17 protein-coding genes are annotated in these 17,327 nt (G+C 71.1%); 5 read left to right on the top strand and 12 right to left on the bottom strand.

What is annotated here, in order from left to right:
* Positions 1-62: 62 nt before the first annotated feature.
* From BWI15_RS25655 to BWI15_RS25600, 12 genes are all read right to left on the bottom strand, one after another.
* Positions 63-1,139: an ABC transporter substrate-binding protein gene (locus BWI15_RS25655; RefSeq protein WP_077016984.1), complete on the bottom strand. Its 1,077-nt coding sequence runs from the start codon at positions 1,137-1,139 to the stop codon at positions 63-65.
* Between the two features lie 334 nt (positions 1,140-1,473).
* Entirely contained in the window at positions 1,474-2,649 is a 1,176-nt protein-coding gene (locus BWI15_RS25650; protein ID WP_077016983.1) for an ROK family transcriptional regulator, read from the bottom strand.
* A gap of 238 nt (positions 2,650-2,887) precedes the next feature.
* Positions 2,888-3,769, bottom strand: coding sequence for an adenosylcobinamide-GDP ribazoletransferase (locus BWI15_RS25645; protein WP_077016982.1), 882 nt, complete (start codon positions 3,767-3,769; stop codon positions 2,888-2,890).
* A 240-nt stretch (positions 3,770-4,009) separates the two neighbouring features.
* Entirely contained in the window at positions 4,010-4,738 is a 729-nt protein-coding gene (locus BWI15_RS25640; RefSeq protein ID WP_077016981.1) for a bifunctional adenosylcobinamide kinase/adenosylcobinamide-phosphate guanylyltransferase, read from the bottom strand.
* Complete coding sequence (locus BWI15_RS25635; RefSeq protein ID WP_077016980.1) at positions 4,731-5,546, bottom strand: ECF transporter S component; 816 nt, start codon at positions 5,544-5,546, stop codon at positions 4,731-4,733. Before BWI15_RS25635 ends, BWI15_RS25640 begins: the two co-directional genes overlap by 8 nt.
* Positions 5,543-7,144: an ABC transporter ATP-binding protein gene (locus tag BWI15_RS25630; protein WP_077016979.1), complete on the bottom strand. Its 1,602-nt coding sequence runs from the start codon at positions 7,142-7,144 to the stop codon at positions 5,543-5,545. Before BWI15_RS25630 ends, BWI15_RS25635 begins: the two co-directional genes overlap by 4 nt.
* Complete coding sequence (locus tag BWI15_RS25625) at positions 7,141-8,238, bottom strand: energy-coupling factor transporter transmembrane component T (protein WP_077016978.1); 1,098 nt, start codon at positions 8,236-8,238, stop codon at positions 7,141-7,143. Before BWI15_RS25625 ends, BWI15_RS25630 begins: the two co-directional genes overlap by 4 nt.
* A 4-nt stretch (positions 8,239-8,242) precedes the next feature.
* A complete protein-coding gene (locus BWI15_RS25620) occupies positions 8,243-8,986 on the bottom strand; it encodes an SCO2322 family protein (protein WP_077016977.1) in 744 nt (247 codons plus the stop codon).
* 310 nt (positions 8,987-9,296) lie between these two features.
* Entirely contained in the window at positions 9,297-9,506 is a 210-nt protein-coding gene (locus tag BWI15_RS25615) for a hypothetical protein (RefSeq protein WP_077016976.1), read from the bottom strand.
* Complete coding sequence (locus BWI15_RS25610; RefSeq protein WP_077016975.1) at positions 9,503-10,516, bottom strand: aldo/keto reductase family protein; 1,014 nt, start codon at positions 10,514-10,516, stop codon at positions 9,503-9,505. Before BWI15_RS25610 ends, BWI15_RS25615 begins: the two co-directional genes overlap by 4 nt.
* A gap of 81 nt (positions 10,517-10,597) precedes the next feature.
* Positions 10,598-11,905 carry an MGH1-like glycoside hydrolase domain-containing protein gene (locus BWI15_RS25605; protein WP_077016974.1) on the bottom strand — a complete coding sequence of 436 codons (1,308 nt, stop codon included), beginning with the start codon at positions 11,903-11,905 and terminating at the stop codon, positions 10,598-10,600.
* Positions 11,906-11,908: 3 nt separating this feature from the next.
* A complete protein-coding gene (locus BWI15_RS25600) occupies positions 11,909-12,511 on the bottom strand; it encodes a DUF3043 domain-containing protein (protein WP_077016973.1) in 603 nt (200 codons plus the stop codon).
* A gap of 178 nt (positions 12,512-12,689) precedes the next feature.
* Here BWI15_RS25600 and BWI15_RS25595 point away from each other — a divergent pair, with 178 nt between their 5' ends.
* The 5 genes from BWI15_RS25595 (at position 12,690) to cysD (ending at position 17,324) form a co-directional block, all read left to right on the top strand.
* Positions 12,690-13,502, top strand: coding sequence for a PspA/IM30 family protein (locus tag BWI15_RS25595; protein ID WP_077016972.1), 813 nt, complete (start codon positions 12,690-12,692; stop codon positions 13,500-13,502).
* A complete protein-coding gene (gene pspAA / locus BWI15_RS25590; RefSeq protein ID WP_077016971.1) occupies positions 13,499-13,774 on the top strand; it encodes a PspA-associated protein PspAA in 276 nt (91 codons plus the stop codon). The genes BWI15_RS25595 and pspAA overlap by 4 nt, the downstream gene beginning before the upstream one ends.
* Before the next feature lie 340 nt (positions 13,775-14,114).
* Complete coding sequence (locus BWI15_RS25585; RefSeq protein ID WP_237771461.1) at positions 14,115-15,581, top strand: sugar transferase; 1,467 nt, start codon at positions 14,115-14,117, stop codon at positions 15,579-15,581.
* Positions 15,582-15,657: 76 nt separating this feature from the next.
* Positions 15,658-16,422 carry a 3'(2'),5'-bisphosphate nucleotidase CysQ gene (locus BWI15_RS25580; RefSeq protein ID WP_077016969.1) on the top strand — a complete coding sequence of 255 codons (765 nt, stop codon included), beginning with the start codon at positions 15,658-15,660 and terminating at the stop codon, positions 16,420-16,422.
* Positions 16,419-17,324 (top strand): sulfate adenylyltransferase subunit CysD, encoded by a 906-nt coding sequence (gene cysD, locus BWI15_RS25575; protein ID WP_077016968.1) that lies wholly within the window; start codon positions 16,419-16,421, stop codon positions 17,322-17,324. Before BWI15_RS25580 ends, cysD begins: the two co-directional genes overlap by 4 nt.
* The last annotated feature ends 3 nt before the right edge of the window (positions 17,325-17,327 follow it).

Below are 17,327 nucleotides of genomic sequence, written 5' to 3'. Positions count from 1 at the left end.
GCCGCGACCCCGGTGGCGCCCCCGGCCTCCTCAGAGCCGGGGGCGCCACCAGGGCGGGAGCCTTACTTGAGGCCGGCCGCCGCGCAGGCGGTCGCGAACGACGCGGTGCAGATGTCGGTCACCTTGTAGATGCCGTCCTTCACCACAGTGTCGTTGATGTTGGCCTTGGTGACGGCGATCGGGTCCAGGATCGTCGACGGGACGCCCTTGAAGTCACCGGTCGACTCGGCCTTGCCGCCGTTCGCCAGGGCGACCGCGGCCTTCGCGGCGGCCTCGGCCTGCGGCTTGACGGCCTTGTAGATGGTCATCGCCTGGTCGCCGGCGACGATGCGCTGGATCGCGGCGAGCTCGGAGTCCTGACCGGTGACCGGCGGCAGCGGCTTCACGCCACCACCCTTGAGGGCCGCGATCGCACCGCCCGCGGTGCCGTCGTTGGCGGCGTACACGCCGACCAGGCCGTTCTTGATCGCGCTCAGCTGGCCTTCCATCCAGGCCTGGGCCTTGTCCGGGCTCCAGTCCGGGGTGTCGAACTCGGCGGCGATCTTGTAGCCGGAGGTGTCGAGCACGCTGTGCGCGCCCTTCTTGAAGTCGGCCGCGTTCGGGTCGGTGGGCGCACCGTTGATCATCGCCAGGTTGCCCGACGTCTTGCCGGCCGCCTTCAGCGTGTCGACCAGGGTCTGCGCCTGCAGCTTGCCGACGGTCTCGTTGTCGAACGAGACGTAGAAGTTCGCGCCGTCGATGAACCGGTCGTAGGCGATGACCGGGACGTTCTGGCCCTTGGCGGAGGCGACGACCGCGGCGGCGGCCTTGCCGTCGACCGGGTCGAGCACGAGCACGTTGGCGCCCTGGGTCAGCGCGGCCTCGGCCTGGGTCTGCTGCTTGGCGGCGTCCTGGTCGGCGTTGCTGTAGATCAGCTCGCAGTCGGCGCAGGCGGCCTTGAGTGCCTCGGTGAACAGCGGCCGGTCGAGCGCCTCGTACCGGGTGGTCTTGGACTCGGGCAGCAGCAGGGCGATCTTCTTGCCGCCGCCGGAGCTGCTGCCGGCCGAGCCGGAGTCGTCCGATCCACAGGCGACCAGGGACACAGCCAGAGCCGACACGGCGATGCCGAGGCCGACGAGACGAGTTGGGGAAACGGACATGCGGTGACTCCTTGACGTGAGGGCCCGAGTAGGCCTGAGCAGAGTCAAGCCCGCTCTAGCCTTGACGTCAAGGCTTGAATTCAAGAAGTAGACATATCGTTGTCACACGGCTGTTTCTTCGGGAGAGCGCTCCCGCCTGGGCGTGTACGCGCCGGTACGGAGGCGATCTGCTCCGTGATCGTGGATCGCGGCTGCGCAACCTGCTGGAAACGTCGGTTGCCCCCAGGCCCCATTTCGGGGGTTGACCCTATGGGGTTGGCGCCGGGCGGCGTACGGGGTCTGGCCGTTGCCTTCGGCTGTGCGCTGGGCGGGGTGCGCGGGAGTGGCTGAGCGCCTACGCGCGGGCTACGCGGGAGTGGCTGAGGACGGACGCCAGTTCGATGGCGCCGAGGACGTCGGCGGCGTCGCCCAGTTCGGCGGGGCGGAGTTCGACGGTGGCGGCGGCGCTGGGGATGGCGCAGCGGTCGAGGGCTTCGCGCATCGGGTGGAGGATGAGGTCGCCGGCTTCGGCCATCTTGCCGCCGACGACGATAACCTCGGGGTTGAACAGGTTCACCAGACCGGCCACGGCGACGCCGACGCGGCGGCCGGCGTCCTCGATCACGCGGCGGCAGCCCAGGTCGCCGGCCAGGCCGCGGGTGATCACGTCGCGCAGCCGCAGCGGGCCGTGCGAGGCGGCGAGTGAGTTGAGCAGGGCGCGGGAGCCGACGAAGGTGTCGAGGCAGCCGCGGTTGCCGCAGCGGCAGATCGGGCCGTTCTCGTCGATCGTCAGGTGGCCGATCTCGCCCGCCGTTCCGGCCGAGCCGCGGAACACCTCGCCGCCGAGCACGATGCCCGCGCCGACGCCGTACGAGAACTTGATGTAGCAACCGTGCTGGACGCCGCGCAGCGCGCCGGACCGCAGTTCGCCGAGAGCGGCGAGGTTGGCGGTGTTGTCGAGCGCAACGGGAGCGCGCAGGTAGCCGGACATTGCCGCGGCGACGTTCACGCCGCGCCAGCCCGGTAGTACCGAGTCGGAACCGGCTTCGCCGCTGACCGAGTCGACCGGCGTGGGCAGGCCGAAGCCGATCGCGCCGATGTCCTCGACACCTTGGCCGACGGTCTCGGCGAGGTCGGCGAGCAGGCGCGCGGCTCGCTCCATCCCGTCGTCGGCGACGTGATCGGCCTGCAGCGGCATCAGCTGCTCAGCCAGGATCTCGCGGCTCTCGGACGCGATCGCCACCCGGACGTCCCGCTCGCCGAACGCGACACCCGCCAGCAGCCCGCCGCCGGAGGCGAGCGAGACCAGGACGGCGCGACGGCCGTTGCGGATGCTGGGGGACACTCCCACGAGACCGGCCTGGTCGAGTTCCTTGACCATGTTGGACACGGTCGCGGCGGACAATCCGGAGGCGGCGGCGATCTCGACCTGCGTCAGCGGACCGTGCTGCCGGACAACCCCCAGGACACGCTCACGGTTGGCTTCGCGCAGCGAAGCCTGTGAGCCTGGTGCCGGGCGGGTTGCGTTCATTACATAAAGATAACGGATCGAAGGGATTCCGTCGCCGGATAACCGGCCGTCGGCCTGACCGTGATCGCCATGTGTCCTCGCCGTTACGCGTAGTCCTGCCCGTCAGGACGTCCGCCGCGACATTAATGCACCTCCAGTCCCAGGAGCACCAGACCCACGGAGTGGTGAACCGAGGACCACGAGGGGTGCTCGGGTGGCTTCGGTGGGTGGTCGGAGAGGCGGGTGCGGGTGAGTTGGGTCAGAGCGCGAGGGCGATGGTGAGCAAGGCGAGAGGGAGGGCCAGTTCGACGGTCGCGCCGAGGGTGTCGCCGGTGATGCCACCGAGGGAGGTGCGGGCGCGGCGGGTGGCGGCCAGCGCGAGGGCGACGGTGAGCAGGATGGCCAAGGTGGTGCCGATGAGCGCCGGCCAGAGAGCGAAGGCGCGGTCATCGGGCGCGACGGGCGGGAGGATGGTCAGGCCGGCTGACACTTCGTGGGCGCCTTTGAGAGTGGTCGAGGAGGCCAGGTCCGGCGAGGGGGCCGTGAGCCAGGCGAGCGCGAGAACCAGGGCTAGTACCGCGAGTGTGACCAGTGCGGCGGCGTACGGGCGGACGGTGGCGGCGACCATCGCGCCGAGGCCGTCGGGGCGGGCGGACGGGACGCCGACGCGGCAGGACCAGGGCAGGGTGAGTCGGCTGGCCACGGTGGCGACCAGCACGGCTTGCCATCCGAAGCCGGCTTGGATGCAGGTGGTGAGCGCCGCGACGTCGATCAGCAGCACGGCGACGATCGCGACAACGCCGAACGGGCCGATGTCGCTCTGCTTCATGATTCGGAGCTTGGTCTCCCGGTCACGGCGGCTGCCGAAGGCGTCGGCCGTGTCCGCAAGCCCGTCGAGGTGCAGGGCGCCTGAGAGAACGCACAAGGCCACTACTCCCAGCGCCGCCGCCAGGAGATCCGCGCCGGGCTGCACGGCCTGGACGCCGGCAACCACCGCAGCCGCCAGCCCGCCGATCACCACCCCGGCCACCGGCGCGAGCAGCATCGCCCCACCGGCGACCGCCCGATCCACCCGCTGAGGCGCAGGAGTGGGCAGCACCGTCAGAGTCCCGAACGCCAGCCGCAATCCGTCAAGCGTCACGTGCCACCCCCGGACGTCCAGCACTCACCAAAGTGCTCGGAAACGGGTTCGAAGGTGATCGCCGAGCGTGGGGCCCGCCGACAGGAGCAGGTTGATGAGTGGTGGACGTCCGGCTTTCACCGGGTCGGTTGGCGCCACGCACCGGCACGGCATCCCGCACCGGCAAGGCGCCCCGCACCGGCAAGGCACCAGGCCTCGTCCCGGCGTCTCGCACCCTCATCGTCCCCGCGTCCCGCGCACTCACAGCGCGACGGTTCTTCCCGCGACGCACCACAGGACCGTGTCGGAGTGGCGGGAGATCGTGGCGTTGAGGCGGCCCATCAGGTCGCGGAACAGCCGGGTGCCGGCGTCGGCGGGAACCACGCCCGAGCCGACCTCGTTGCTGACGGCAATGACTCGGCGAGGGGTCGCGGACCACGCGGCCGCGAGGTCCTCGATCCGCTGCTCGACCTCGTCGACGTTCTCGGGATGCTCCCAGATGTCGCAGGCGTCCATCGTCCGGGCGAGCCAGAGCGTCAGACAGTCCACCAGCAGCGCCGGGCCGTCGGCCTCGAGCAGCGGGACCAAGTCGATCGTCTCCGCGAGACCCCATGAAGCGGGCCGCCGGGCGCGGTGCTTGGCGATCCGGTCGGCCCACTCGGGATCCGTCGAGCCGTCACCACCGGTCGCGACGTAAAGAGTGTCCGGGATGTCGGCCATCAGGCGCTCGGCCTCGGTGGACTTGCCGGAGCGCGCGCCGCCGAGGATGAGGGTCCGGCGAGCGAAGGCAAGCTGATGATGCGAGCCGCCGGCACCGGATGCGGTCCACGAGAGCTGGTCACCGGCCGGCGTCAGTACGTCGTACCGGATGCCGGTGGGCGTGCGAGTCGTGGTGACGCGGTACCCGTTGACCGGAGTGAAGCCGTCGGCGCTCAAGCGCAGGACGCCATCGACGACGGCGCCGCCTTCGCCGGTGACCAGTTCAGCCATCATGCCTCCGCTCGAAGCTCACCGGTACGTCGAACGCGGCCTTCCGCGCGGTCCGGCGGAAGGCCTTGAGGACCGGACGACCGAGCGCCAGCACCAGTACGGCGCACAGCACCCCGCGCGGGATGTCCCACCCCAGCGAGGTCGCCACGACGAACAGGAAGTACCGGTGCAGGTTGTCGGCCAGCGCGTCGCCGGGGATGAACGAGAAGTCGCTGCCGAAGGTGGCGAACGGCCAGAACCACAGGTTCATCACCACGCCGTACAGGATCCCGGCGACCAGCGAGTACGCCGCGAGCAGCAGCACCTCGAGCCGCCCGCCGACCCGCGGCAGCAGCCCGGCCAAGCAGCCGACCCACGCACAGGCGAGCATCTGGAACGGCATCCACGGCCCGACGCCGCCGCTGATCAGCGCGCCCGCCAGCAGCGAGATCGCGCCCAGGACGAAGCCGAAGCCGGCGCCGAAGGCCCGCCCGGCCAGGATCAGGAGGAAGAAGCCCGGTTCCAGTCCCGCCGTACCGGGGCCGAGGGCGCGCAGGGCGGCCCCGACCGCGGCGAGCATGCCGAGCAGGGAGATCACCTTCGCGTCGATGCCGGCCTCGGCCAGTTCGGCGAGGACGACGGCGACCAGCAGCGGCAGCAGCAGGACGAACAGCCAGGGCGCGTCGGTGGTGTGCCCGATCGCCGACGCCCCGGCCTGGTCGGTCTGCCAGATCAGCGGCCAGGAGAACGCCAGCAGCCCGACGGCCGACGCCAGCACCAGCGTCGCCGTACTGCGGGGTTTGAGCCGGACCAGCCGCGGTGCGGTCACGACGCCCGCTCGAGCGCGGTGGCGACTTCGCCCACGGTCAGGAACGGCAGCGGCGCCAGGATTTTGGCCACCTGCGGCGCGAACGCCGGCGACCCGGCGATCACCGTGGCGGTGTCGCCGTCGCTGACCAGTTCGCCGTCGGCCAGCACCAGCACCCGGGTCGCGACCTCCGCCACCATCTCGACGTCGTGGGTCGACAGGACGACCGCGTGGCCGTCCGCCGCAAGCTCGCGCAGGATCTCGACCAGCCGCCTCTTCGCGCCGTAGTCCAGCCCGCGGGTCGGCTCGTCCAGCAGCAACAGCGGGGGAGCACCACACAGTACGACGGCCAGCGCCAAGCACAGCCGCTGTCCCTCCGACAGGTCGCGCGGGTGCATCTCGTCGTCGATGTCCGGCGCCAGCCGCTCCAGCAGGGCGCGGCAGCGGCCAGGCGTCACGTGGAAGTCGCTGTCAGCCCCAGCACACTCCTCGGCCACAGTCGGCGCGTAGAGCAGGTCGGCAGGCTCCTGCGGAACCAGTCCGACCGCCTTGATCAACTGCTTGGGCTTCGTACGCCGTGGGTCGATCCCCGCCGCGACGACACTGCCGGAGCGCGGCTGGACGAGTCCCACCAGGGCGTTGAGCAGCGTGGACTTGCCCGCGCCGTTGCGGCCCATCAGCGCGACCACCTCACCCGCTCGGAGCGCCACTGACACGCCGCGCAGCGCAGGCACGCTCCCGTAGCTGACGACCAGGTCGTTGCACCGGGCAAGCTCTTCGCCGATCACGGCCACCCGCGGGGCAGGCCGGTGATCACCCAGCCGTTCCCGCAGTACGCCGGCCGCACGGCGGGCGTCCCGGACCGACAGCGGCAACGGCGACCAGCCGGCGAGTCGTCCGAGCTCCACCACCGGCGGCGCGACCGGCGCGGTGACCATCAGGTCGGCCGGCAGACCAGTCGACACCGCACCCGAGATCTCGATCACCCGGTCGGCGTACTGGATGACTCGCTCGAGCCGGTGCTCCGCCATCACCACAGTGACGCCCAGGTCGTGTACGAGTCGCTGCAGCGCGGCCAGCACCTCCTCGGCGGCCTGCGGGTCCAGCGCGGACGTCGGCTCGTCCAGTACGAGCACAGCCGGGTGCGAGGTCAGCGCGGCCCCGATGGCCGTCCGCTGTCGCTGCCCGCCGGACAGCGCGGTCAGCGGCCGGTCCCGTACGTCGGCCAGCCCGAGCAGGTCGAGCGTCTCCTCGACGCGGCGGCGCATGACGTCCGGAGGGACGCCGAGCGACTCCATGCTGTACGCCAGCTCGTCCTCGACCGTGTCGGTGACGAACCCGGCCATCGGGTCCTGCCCGACGATGCCGACCACGTCCGCCAGGTCGCGCGGGCGGTAGTCCTTGGTGTCGCGGCCGTTCACCAGGACCCGGCCGGCCAGCGTGCCGCCGGTGAAGTGCGGGACCAGCCCGTTGATCGCCCGGAGCAGCGTGGACTTGCCGGAACCGGTCCGGCCGACCACCAGCGCCAGCTCACCTTCGGGCACGGTGAAGCTGACGTCGCGCAGCGCCGGCTCGGCAGCACCGTCGTACGTGACGGTGACGCGATTGAACTCGATCATGCGGGCACCAGCTCACGTCGACGGATCAGGGGAGGAGCAGCGACCGCAGGCGCCAGACCGATCAGGATGCCGAGCACCGGCAGCAGCGGGACCGGCGGCACGACCAGCGGGCCCGGTAGCACCAGCCCCTCGACGCCGCGGGCAGCCGCGACGATCAGAGTGGCTGCGGCGACCGCACCGGAGCCGATGACCAGCCACTCGGGCAGGGCCCACGGATCCGGCCGGTAGCGCGTGCGGGTCACCCGCTGACGCCCGACAGCCATCGCACCGGTCGCCAGCAGTACGCCGAAAGCCAGTGCTCCGGCTGCAACCGGGAAGGCCATCGCATCGGTGAGCAGCGAGTAGACGCCGAGCATGATGCCGAGCAGACCGAGCAGGACCGACGCCCCGGTGATCCGGCGCTGGCGGCGCGGGACATGCGCCGTACGGCCGTAGCCGCGGGAGTCCATTGCCGCGGCGAGCTCGACCGAGCGGTCCAGTGCGCCTTCCAGGACCGGCATGGCCGTCGTACGGAAGGAGCCGCGGGTGCGGCCGCGCAGCCGGCGAGCGCCACGGATCCGGCGGGCGTCGGTGACCAGCTGCGGCGCGAAAGTGAGCGCCACCACGCAGGCGACGCCCATCTCGTAGAGGGCCCCGGGCAACGACTTGAGCAGGCGGCGCGGACTGGCGAGGGCGTTGGCCGCGCCGATGCAGCAGAGCATGACGGCGAGCTGGCCGCCGTCGTACAGAGCGGTGACGACGGCCTCGGCCGACACCTCGCCGCCCAGCTTCACGCCGCTGGCCCAGTCGGGCAGAGGAATCTGCGGCAGCGTGAACAGCAGCGTGTTGCCCTGCGAACGCGTGGAGAGCAGCGCCTGCAGGACGATCCGGACGCCGATCACGACCAGGCCGAGCTTGAGGAAGGCGAGATAGCTGTTCGCCCACGGGGCGTCGCTGCGGCGAGCCGCCACGACGAAGCCGGCCACCGCCAGGATCAGGACCAGCAGCACCGGGTTGCGAGTCCTGCTGGCGGCGACGGCGAGGCCGAGGGCCCACAACCACCACGCCCCCGGGTGCAGAGCCCGGGGGAGAGTGAGGTGGTGGACCGCGCGCACCGGATCAGCTCTGCGCGCGTCGGCGAGCCAGCACGAAGCCACCACCGGCCAGCAGCAGTACGACGACCGCCGCGAGCACGATGCCGCCCCAGGGCGCGCCGTCGTCCGACTGCGCGGCGGCGGGCTGGGAGGCGTCGGTCGGGGTGGCAGAAGGCGTCGCGGTCGAGCCGACGGCCGGGGCGATCTCCAGCTTCACCGGCTCGTCGGTGGCCGGGACCTGGATGTTCTTCACCTCTTGGCCGCAGCCGGTCGCCGGGTAGCCGTCGATGCCGCAGGCCAGGCCCTTCTCGATCCGCACCGGCGCGGTCGCGGCCAGCACCTTGGCGCCGGTCGCCTTCTGGTCGGTGACCACGCAGGTCCCGGTGGCCGGCGGCGGGGTGGCGCCGGACGGCGAGTCGGCCGGCGTGCCGGGGTCGACCACGAGGGCGACCCGCTTCTTGCCGGGCTCGGCCGGGGTCGCGCCGCAGATCGCGGCGAAGTCACCGGCGGCCCGGGGGACCCGCGGCTTGGTTCCGCCGAGGGCGTACCGCCAGCCTTCGACGGAGCCGTCGGCCGGGACCACCTGCTCGGCGCCCTTCTGGGCGAAGGCCCACTGGCCGTTGGTCCACTGGTAGTAGCCCCAGAAGCGGTAGCCGTCCTCGGCCGGGGCCGCGCTGACGGCTTGGCTGGTGCTGACGCTGACGGTCCCCGCCAGCAGGAGACCCGCCAGCAGGCTGAGGACCAGTCGCAGGGTCCGGTGTGTTGTCATCTCGTGTCCTCGTTCGGGCCGGGGCCTGACGAGAGGAGGGACGCCACGCCGGGAACACGGGGCCGGGCTCCTCCCGCGGTCCTCGGCGGGATAGGTGAGCCTGCTGCTCGGACGCAGTGTTCCGGCTCGCCGCGGCCCGGTGGAGTCCGGTCGCGGCCTACGGTTGCGGGTCAGCGCCGGCTTCGGACCGGCTTCCCTGCGGCACAGCAGTGGTTCGGGCGCAGCTTACCGCTGCCGCGCCAGGCATGCGTGAGCCCGTACGGCGAACGTGCGGCAGGCCACAGTTCGCCGTACGGGCTCGTGGGGCTACTTACTCCTGAGCGGCCAGGCTCATCGGGCCGTAGACCTCGCGGCCGTCCTCGAGCAGGTAGACCTGGGCGACGCCCTGGTCGGCCAGGTCGCGCCAGATCTCGCCGAGCCAGCTCTCCGCATCGCCCTGGGCGGAGAAGTCCGCGGTGCCCAGGTCGCCCGGGTCGGCCGGCTCACCGGTCGCGGTCTCGAACCGCCAAGTCCAGCTCACGAGCCGGGCCGGGTCTGCGGCGCGTTCTGCGCGGTCTTGGCCGGGTCGCGCTCGATCGCGTTGCCGAGCGCCTCGTCGATCCGCTTCAGCAGCGCGTCCTCGAGCTTCACGCCGGCCGCCTTCACGTTCTCGGTGACCTGCTCGGGCCGGGAGGCGCCGATGATGGCCGACGAGACGTTCTGGTTCTGCAGGACCCAGGCGATCGCCAGCTGCGACAGGCTCAGGCCGGCCTCGTCGGCGATCGGCTGCAGCTCCTGGACGCGCTCCAGCACGTCGTCCTTCAGCCAGCGGCCGATCATGTCCGCGCCGCCCTTGGTGTCGGTCGCCCGCGAACCCTCCGGCGGCTGCTGGCCCGGCTTGTACTTACCGGTCAGCACGCCCTGCGCGATCGGGGAGAACACCACCTGGCCGATGCCGAGCTCCTCCGAGGCGGGCACGATCTCGGCCTCGATGACGCGCCAGAGCATGTTGTACTGCGGCTGGTTGGAGACCAGCGGGACGCGCAGCTCACGGGCCAGCCGGTGGCCTTCGCGCAGCTGGTCGGCGGTCCACTCCGACGTGCCGATGTAGAGCGCCTTGCCCTGGCGGACGACGTCGGCGAAGGCCTCCATCGTCTCCTCCAGCGGCGTCTCGGTGTCGAACCGGTGCGCCTGGTAGACGTCGACGTAGTCGGTCTTGAGCCGCTTCAGCGAGCCGTTGATCGACTCGTGGATGTGCTTGCGGGACAGGCCGACGTCGTTCGGCCCGCCCGGCCCGGTCGGCCAGTAGACCTTGGTGAGGATCTCCAGCGACTCGCGCCGCTGTCCCTCCAGGGCCTCGCCGAGCACGGTCTCCGCGGCGGTGTTCGCGTACACGTCCGCGGTGTCGAACGTGGTGATCCCGGCCTCGAGCGCCGCCTTCACACAGGCCTTCGCCTGCTCGTTCTCCACCTGCGACCCGTGGGTCAGCCAGTTCCCGTAGGAGATCTCGCTGACCTTCAGTCCACTGTTTCCGAGATACCGAAAGTCCATACCCCGAACCCTACGTCCACCCGCCGACACGTGCCCGGCGACGCCCTGACCGTGGACGGCGTCGGGCCTGCTGCCAGTCCGTCAACTGACCTCGATCGCCAGGGTGTGGCGTCCGGTCAGACTGGTGGGCACCGAGATGACCGGGTCGCCGTCCAGGGTGACGTGGGCGTAGGTGCCGGAGCCGGTGAGGGTGATGTCGAGCGTGGCCTCGCGGTAGGAGAGGCCGGTCAGCTGGAGGTCGCCCAGGCCTTCGGGGACGACCGGGCGGATCTCGATTCCCTCGGGGGTGAAGTGCAGGCCGAACAGGCACTCGTGGATGAGCCGCAGGTACGCCGTGGCCGACCAGGTCTGGTGGGGGAGGGACTCCCACTGGCGGCTGACCTGCCAGCCGCCGTCGACCGCGCCGGTGGTGGCGTTGTAGAGCTCGAAGAGTTCGTCGTTGCTGGAGTGGAACAGCCGGGTCAGGTCGTCGAGCGTCTGGCCGAAGAGCCGGGTGTCGCCGGCCGAGGCGGCGGCAGAACCCCACAGGCCCATCACCATCGGCCAGCAGATCGCGTTGTGCCGGCCGGGGTGCTCGTCGTCGTACCGGGGGAAGTGCGGCCAGACATTGACCATGCCGAAGGGCTCGCGGTGGGCGTTCGCGAAGATCCGCCGGGTCCGCTCGGGACCGGCGATGCCGAACTCGACGGCCAGCGCCAAGCCGGCCGTCTCCTGGTGCAGGTCCAGGCCGTCCGGGCCGAGGAAGTACCCATAGGTGCCGCTGCGGGAATCCCAGAGGTGCCGGTTGATCGCGTCGGTCAACGCGTCGGCCCGCCGGTCGTACGACGGATCGCCGCCCAGCAAGGCCAGGCAGCGCAGCGCCCGGACGTAGACCGCGTTGGTCGACAGGCACCGGATCTCGGCCGTGCCGGGGTAGTCGAGCACGAACGACGACTCGCCCTCGGCGACCGGGAGGCCGCTGATGCCGTCCTGCATCAGCGCGGGGCCGGCGTACAGGCCGGTGGTGGGGTCGAAGCGCTCCTTGTCGAGGATCTCCAGCGACGCCTTGCCGATCTCGTACGCCGCGGCGCCGAACGCGGTGTCGCCGGTCACCACCACGTGCTGCCAGGCGCCGATCACCCAGATGATCTGGTCCCACCACTGGTTGTCCTGGGCGACGACCCGCCGGTCCGGCTCGCAGACCGCGAACAGCGTCGAGCGGGCCACGTCGGGTGCGAGCAGGCTGGCAGCGTGCCAGCAGTTGATCGCCGCGTCGCGGGTCCAGGGATCGTCGTAGCCACCGCCGGCCCGGACGAATCCGGCGGCGGTGACGTTGACGTCGAGCAGGTTGTGCAGTGCGGCGCCGTACAGCGTGCTCAGAACGGCAGGCCCGCGCAGGACCGGTCGCACCGGTCAGGCGGGCTTCTCGCCGCGGGCCACCATCGGCTTGGGCAGCCGCCAGCGGCGCATCTGCATCGTGCGGCGGACCGCGTAGAAGCCGATGCCCCGGGTGGACTCGCTCGGGAACTTCTTGGCGATCGCGCGCTTGAGGCCGCTGGACAGGAAGAACCAGTCGGCGGCGATGCAGGCGATCATCACCAGGAACACCAGGTTCACCAGGCCGGCCAGCCAGGGAAAGGCCGTGGAGAAGACCACGCCGATCAGCGACACGACCAGCAGCACCGGCAGCGCGAACTCCATCACCGACCAGCGGGCGTCGACGTAGTCGCGGGCGAACCGGCGGACCGGACCCTTGTCGGCGGCCGGCAGGTACCGGTCGTCGCCGGTCTTCATCGCCTCCTGCATCTTGGCCCGCTCGGCGCGCATCTTCTCCCGCCGGTACGCCGCGGCCTCCTTGCGGGTGCGCGGCTTCTTCAGCGCCGCCTTGCGCGCCTGCTCGGCCTCCTTGCGGGTCGGGGTCGGGCGGCCTTTGCCCCCGACCTTGCCCTGGGGCTGCTCGGTGGCGGACCCGGCGGATGTCGCGGACGGTGTCTCGGACTTGTTACGACGGAACACGGGAGCTGGACCTCATTCGGGCTGCGCTGTCAAACCGGGCTGGTCACTCGGGGTGGTCCCCGGAGGATCGGGCCAGTTTATCGGGGCCGGTCCTGATGGTGTGGTGACCCATGGGGACATAGGGTGGATGACACGCACGCCGGGTCCACTCTCCGGCACAGAAGGGGTACGGATATCGATGAGCATCTTCAAGAGGATGTCGACGATCTTCAAGGCCAAGGCGAACACAGCCCTGGACAAGGCCGAAGATCCTCGCGAAACCCTTGACTACTCGTACCAGAAGCAGCTCGAGCTGCTGCAGAAGGTACGCCGTGGTGTGGCCGACGTCGCCACCAGCCGCAAGCGGGTGGAGCTGCAGGCCTCGCAGCTGCAGGCCCAGTCGGCCAAGCTGCAGGAGCAGGCCCAGAAGGCGCTCTCGATGGGCCGTGAGGACCTCGCCCGGGAGGCGCTGACCCGCAAGTCCGGTCTGCAGGGCCAGATCGACGACCTGACCGCGCAGCACGCCCAGCTCCAGGGCGAGGAGGAGAAGCTCACGCTGGCCTCCCAGCGGCTGCAGGCCAAGGTCGAGTCGTTCCGGACCCGCAAGGAGACGATCAAGGCCACCTACACCGCGGCCGAGGCGCAGACCCGGATCAACGAGGCCTTCTCCGGCATCTCCGAGGAGATGAGCGACGTCGGTCTGGCGGTGCAGCGCGCCGAGGACAAGACCCAGCAGATGCAGGCCCGGGCCGGCGCGATCGACGAACTGCTCGCCTCCGGCGCGCTCGACGACGCCTCGGGCACGAGCAAGGACAACATCACCCTCGAGCTGGAGCGGATGTCGTCGAACTCCGACGTCGAGAACGAGCTGGCCGCCCTGAAGGCCCAGATCGGTGGCTCCGAGGCGCCCAAGCAGCTGTCCCAGGACGCGCCCGGTGCGGCGCAGCCCGCTCAGCCTGCCCAGCAGCCGGTGCAGCAGCCGGCCCGCCCCCAGGACGGAGACGTTCGATGATCGTTCGGATCATGGGTGAGGGTCAGTGGAGGCTGGCCGACGACAAGCTGGAGCAGCTGAACGCGGTCGACACGGACCTGGAGAAGGCCGTCTCGGCCGGCGACGAGGACGGTTTCAAGACCGCCTTCACCGCGCTGCTGGAGTTCGTCCGCAACGGCGAGCGGGTGCCGGACAACGAGCTGCACGACTCCGACGCGATCCTGCCGCCGGGCGACAGCACGCTGGCCGAGATGCGTGAACTGATCAGCGGCGACGGCCTGATCGCCGGTTGACCGTCGGCGGCGACGGTCCGGGATGCCCCTGCTGACGGGCCGTCGCCGGGTACGAGCATCGAGTGGAGAGGGCCGATCCGAACGGATCGGCCCTTCTGCTGTGTGGATCCGGGCACACACAGTGGTGCTGAAGGAACCGTCGATCACTGCCCGGATGTGCTGTTCGGGAGCGGTCACGCGTAGTACGCTCAGCTGAACCGCTGCCGACCAGGCGGCGAACATGCGGCAAACCGCACCCGGGGGGAACGGGGCGGTGTTCACCGGGGGGTGACGGAGGGTGACGGATAATGCCGTCGCGGGGGAAGAAGCCACACCAGTTCCAGGACCACTCATCGCGGACGTGCCCGATCGGCGCCGGCCGGTGTGGGTCGTTCCGGACACGGTGCCGGCGGTCGTGCCACGCTCGACCTGGGCCACGCGGCCGCCCTGGGTCGCGGTCTACCACTGGGCCGCGATCGGTGGTGACCTGCTGGCGGCCGTGATCGGCGCGTCGGTGGCGTTGCTGACCCGGTTCGGGTACCAGATCGGTGGCGGTTACCTGGTCTTCGGCAGTCTGCTGCCGCTGGCCTGGGTGGCCGCGGTCGCGTTGTCGCGCGGCTACGAGTCGCGTTCGTTCGGCGCCGGCGCGGACGAGTTCCGCTCGATCCTGCGGTCCGGCCTCGGGCTGACCGCGGTGGTCGCGGTCGTGTCGTACGCGACCAAGAGCGAGATCGCGCGGGGTTTCGTGGTCCTGGCGATCCCGGCGACGATGGTGCTGGCGCTGCTGCTGCGCTACCTGCTGCGCCGCGATCTCAGCCGCCATCGCTACCGCGGCCGCTGCATGCGCCGCGTCCTCGTGGTCGGCCGCAACGGCCAGGCCGCGACGCTGCGCGAACGCCTCGAGGAGCGGCCCGCGGACGGGTACCGCGTGGTGGCGACCTGCCGGCCGCGCGGTGAGTCGCGGTCCGGCGTTCCGGTACCGCCCGACGGCCTGGACGAGGCCGACATCATGGCCGCGGTGGACCGGCACGCGGTCGACGTGGTCGCGATCGCGTCCGATCCCGACCTGGCCGGCCAGTCGCTGCGCCGGCTGTCGTGGGCGCTGGAACAGCGCGGGGTCGAGCTGATCGTGTCGCCCGGCATCATCGAGGTGGCCGGACCGCGGATCTCGATCCGCCCGGTCGCGGGTCTGTCGCTGCTGCACCTGGAACGTCCGTCGTCCAGCGCCGGGCCGCACCTGCTGAAGAGCATCTTCGATCGGGTCACCGCGTTGATCCTGCTGGTGCTCGCGCTGCCGCTGCTGCTCGGGATCGCGCTGGCCGTCCGGCTGACCAGCCAGGGACCGGCGCTGTTCAAGCAGCGCCGGGTCGGCCGGGGCAACGTCGCGTTCACCATGTTCAAGTTCCGCACGATGACGGTCGACGCCGAGGACCGGCTGGTCGAGCTGACCGGCGGCAGCGACGGCAACCGGGTGCTGTTCAAGCTGCGCTCCGATCCGCGGGTGACCCGGGTGGGCAAGGTGCTCAGGCGGTACTCGCTCGACGAGCTGCCGCAGCTGCTCAACGTCCTGCGTGGCGACATGTCGCTGGTCGGGCCGCGGCCTCCGCTGGAGCGTGAGGTCGCCTTGTACGCCGCCGACGACACCCGCCGGATGCTGGTGAAACCGGGACTGACCGGGCTGTGGCAGGTCAGTGGCCGCAGCGACCTGTCCTGGGACGAGTCGGTGCTGCTCGACCTGCGCTACGTCGACAACTGGTCGATGACGCTGGACCTGCTGATCTTGTGGAAGACCGCTCGCGCGGTGCTGAAGGGCTCTGGCGCGTATTGAGCCGACGGCCGTCGGGGGACGGGCGTTCGGTGGCGACAGCTGTCGCCGGGGGGACATTTCGATGGAGGGGGAACGGATGGCGACCGAAGACGGCCGGTTGGCCGCGGAACTCGCGACGGACGCGGGACGGCTGCTGCTCACGCTGCGCGCGGCCCGGGGGGCGGGCCGCGCGCTCGGCGCGGAGGGCGACCGATCGGCGAACGAGCTGCTGATCCGCGGCCTGCGCGATCACCGGCCGGCTGACGCCGTACTGAGTGAGGAGTCGGCCGACACCGCGCAGCGGTTGTCCGCCGATCGGGTCTGGATCATCGACCCGCTCGACGGCACCCGCGAGTACGGCGAGCCGCCGCGCCGCGACTGGGCGGTGCACGTCGCCTTGTGGGAACGCGGTCAGCTCACCGCCGGCGCCGTCGCGCTGCCCGCGATGAACGTTGTCCACGGCACCGATGACCCCGCACCGCTGGTGCCGCGGGACGGTGGCCGGTTGCGGATCGCGGTGAGCCGGAGCCGGCCGCCGGCCCTGGTCGAGAAGCTCGCCGTCGACCTGGACGCCGAGCTGGTCGCGATGGGATCGGCCGGCGTGAAGGCGACCGCCGTCCTGCGGGGCGAGGTGGACGCCTACGTGCACGCCGGTGGGCAGTACGAGTGGGACTCGGCCGCCCCGGTCGCGGTGGCGCGGGCCGCCGGGCTGTTCTGCAGCCGGATCGACGGTTCGCCACTGCGCTACAACCAGCCCGACCCGAAGCTGCCGGACCTGGTGGTCTGCCGGCCGGAGGTCGCCGACGAGCTGCTCGCCGCGATCGCGCCGCACCTCGGCCCGGATCCGGAGCCGGGCCGATGACCCGCCGGTACCAGCTGACCCAGCTCGAGGCCCTCGAGTCCGAGGCCGTGCACATCTTCCGTGAGGTGGCGGCGGAGTTCGAGCGGCCGGTGCTGCTGTTCTCCGGCGGCAAGGACTCGATCGTGATGCTCCGGCTGGCGCAGAAGGCGTTCCACCCGGCGCGGATCCCGTTCCCGGTGCTGCACGTCGACACCGGCCACAACTTCCCCGAGGTACTGGCCTTTCGCGACCGCCGGGCCGCGGAGCTGGACCTTCAGTTGCTGGTGGCAAGTGTTCCGGACGCGCTGAACCGCGGGTTCGTGCAGGCGCCGCCGGACGGGACGCGGAACCGGATCCAGACGCCGGTGCTGCTGGAGGCGCTGGACAAGCACCAGTTCACCGCGGTGTTCGGTGGCGCTCGCCGCGACGAGGACAAGGCCCGGGCCAAGGAACGGATCTTCTCGTTCCGCGACGAGTTCGGCCAGTGGGACCCGAAGAACCAGCGGCCCGAGCTGTGGAACCTGTACAACAGCCGGGTCCATCTCGGCGAGAGCATCCGGGTGTTCCCGCTGTCGAACTGGACCGAGCTGGACATCTGGCACTACATCGCCCAGGAGCGGCTCGAGCTGCCGTCGATCTACTACGCGCACGAGCGCACGGTGTTCGAGCGCAACGGGATGCTGTTCGCCGTCAACGAGTTCTGTGTGCCGCGGCCGAGCGAGCCGACCTTCACCGCGACGGTTCGCTACCGCACGGTCGGCGACGCGTCGCTGACCGCCGCGGTGCGCTCGGACGCGGACACCGTCGAGAAGGTCGTCGCCGAGGTGGCCGGCACCCGGATCACCGAGCGCGGCGCCACCCGCGGCGACGACAAGTTCAGTGAGGCCGCGATGGAAGACCGCAAGCGGGAAGGGTACTTCTGACGT

Origin of the sequence: Kribbella sp. ALI-6-A (assembly GCF_001984195.1) — a bacterium.
Taxonomy (GTDB): Bacteria; Actinomycetota; Actinomycetes; order Propionibacteriales; family Kribbellaceae; genus Kribbella.
Note: the sequence above shows the minus strand (reverse complement) of the source record. Positions and strands in the feature narration are given on the sequence as shown.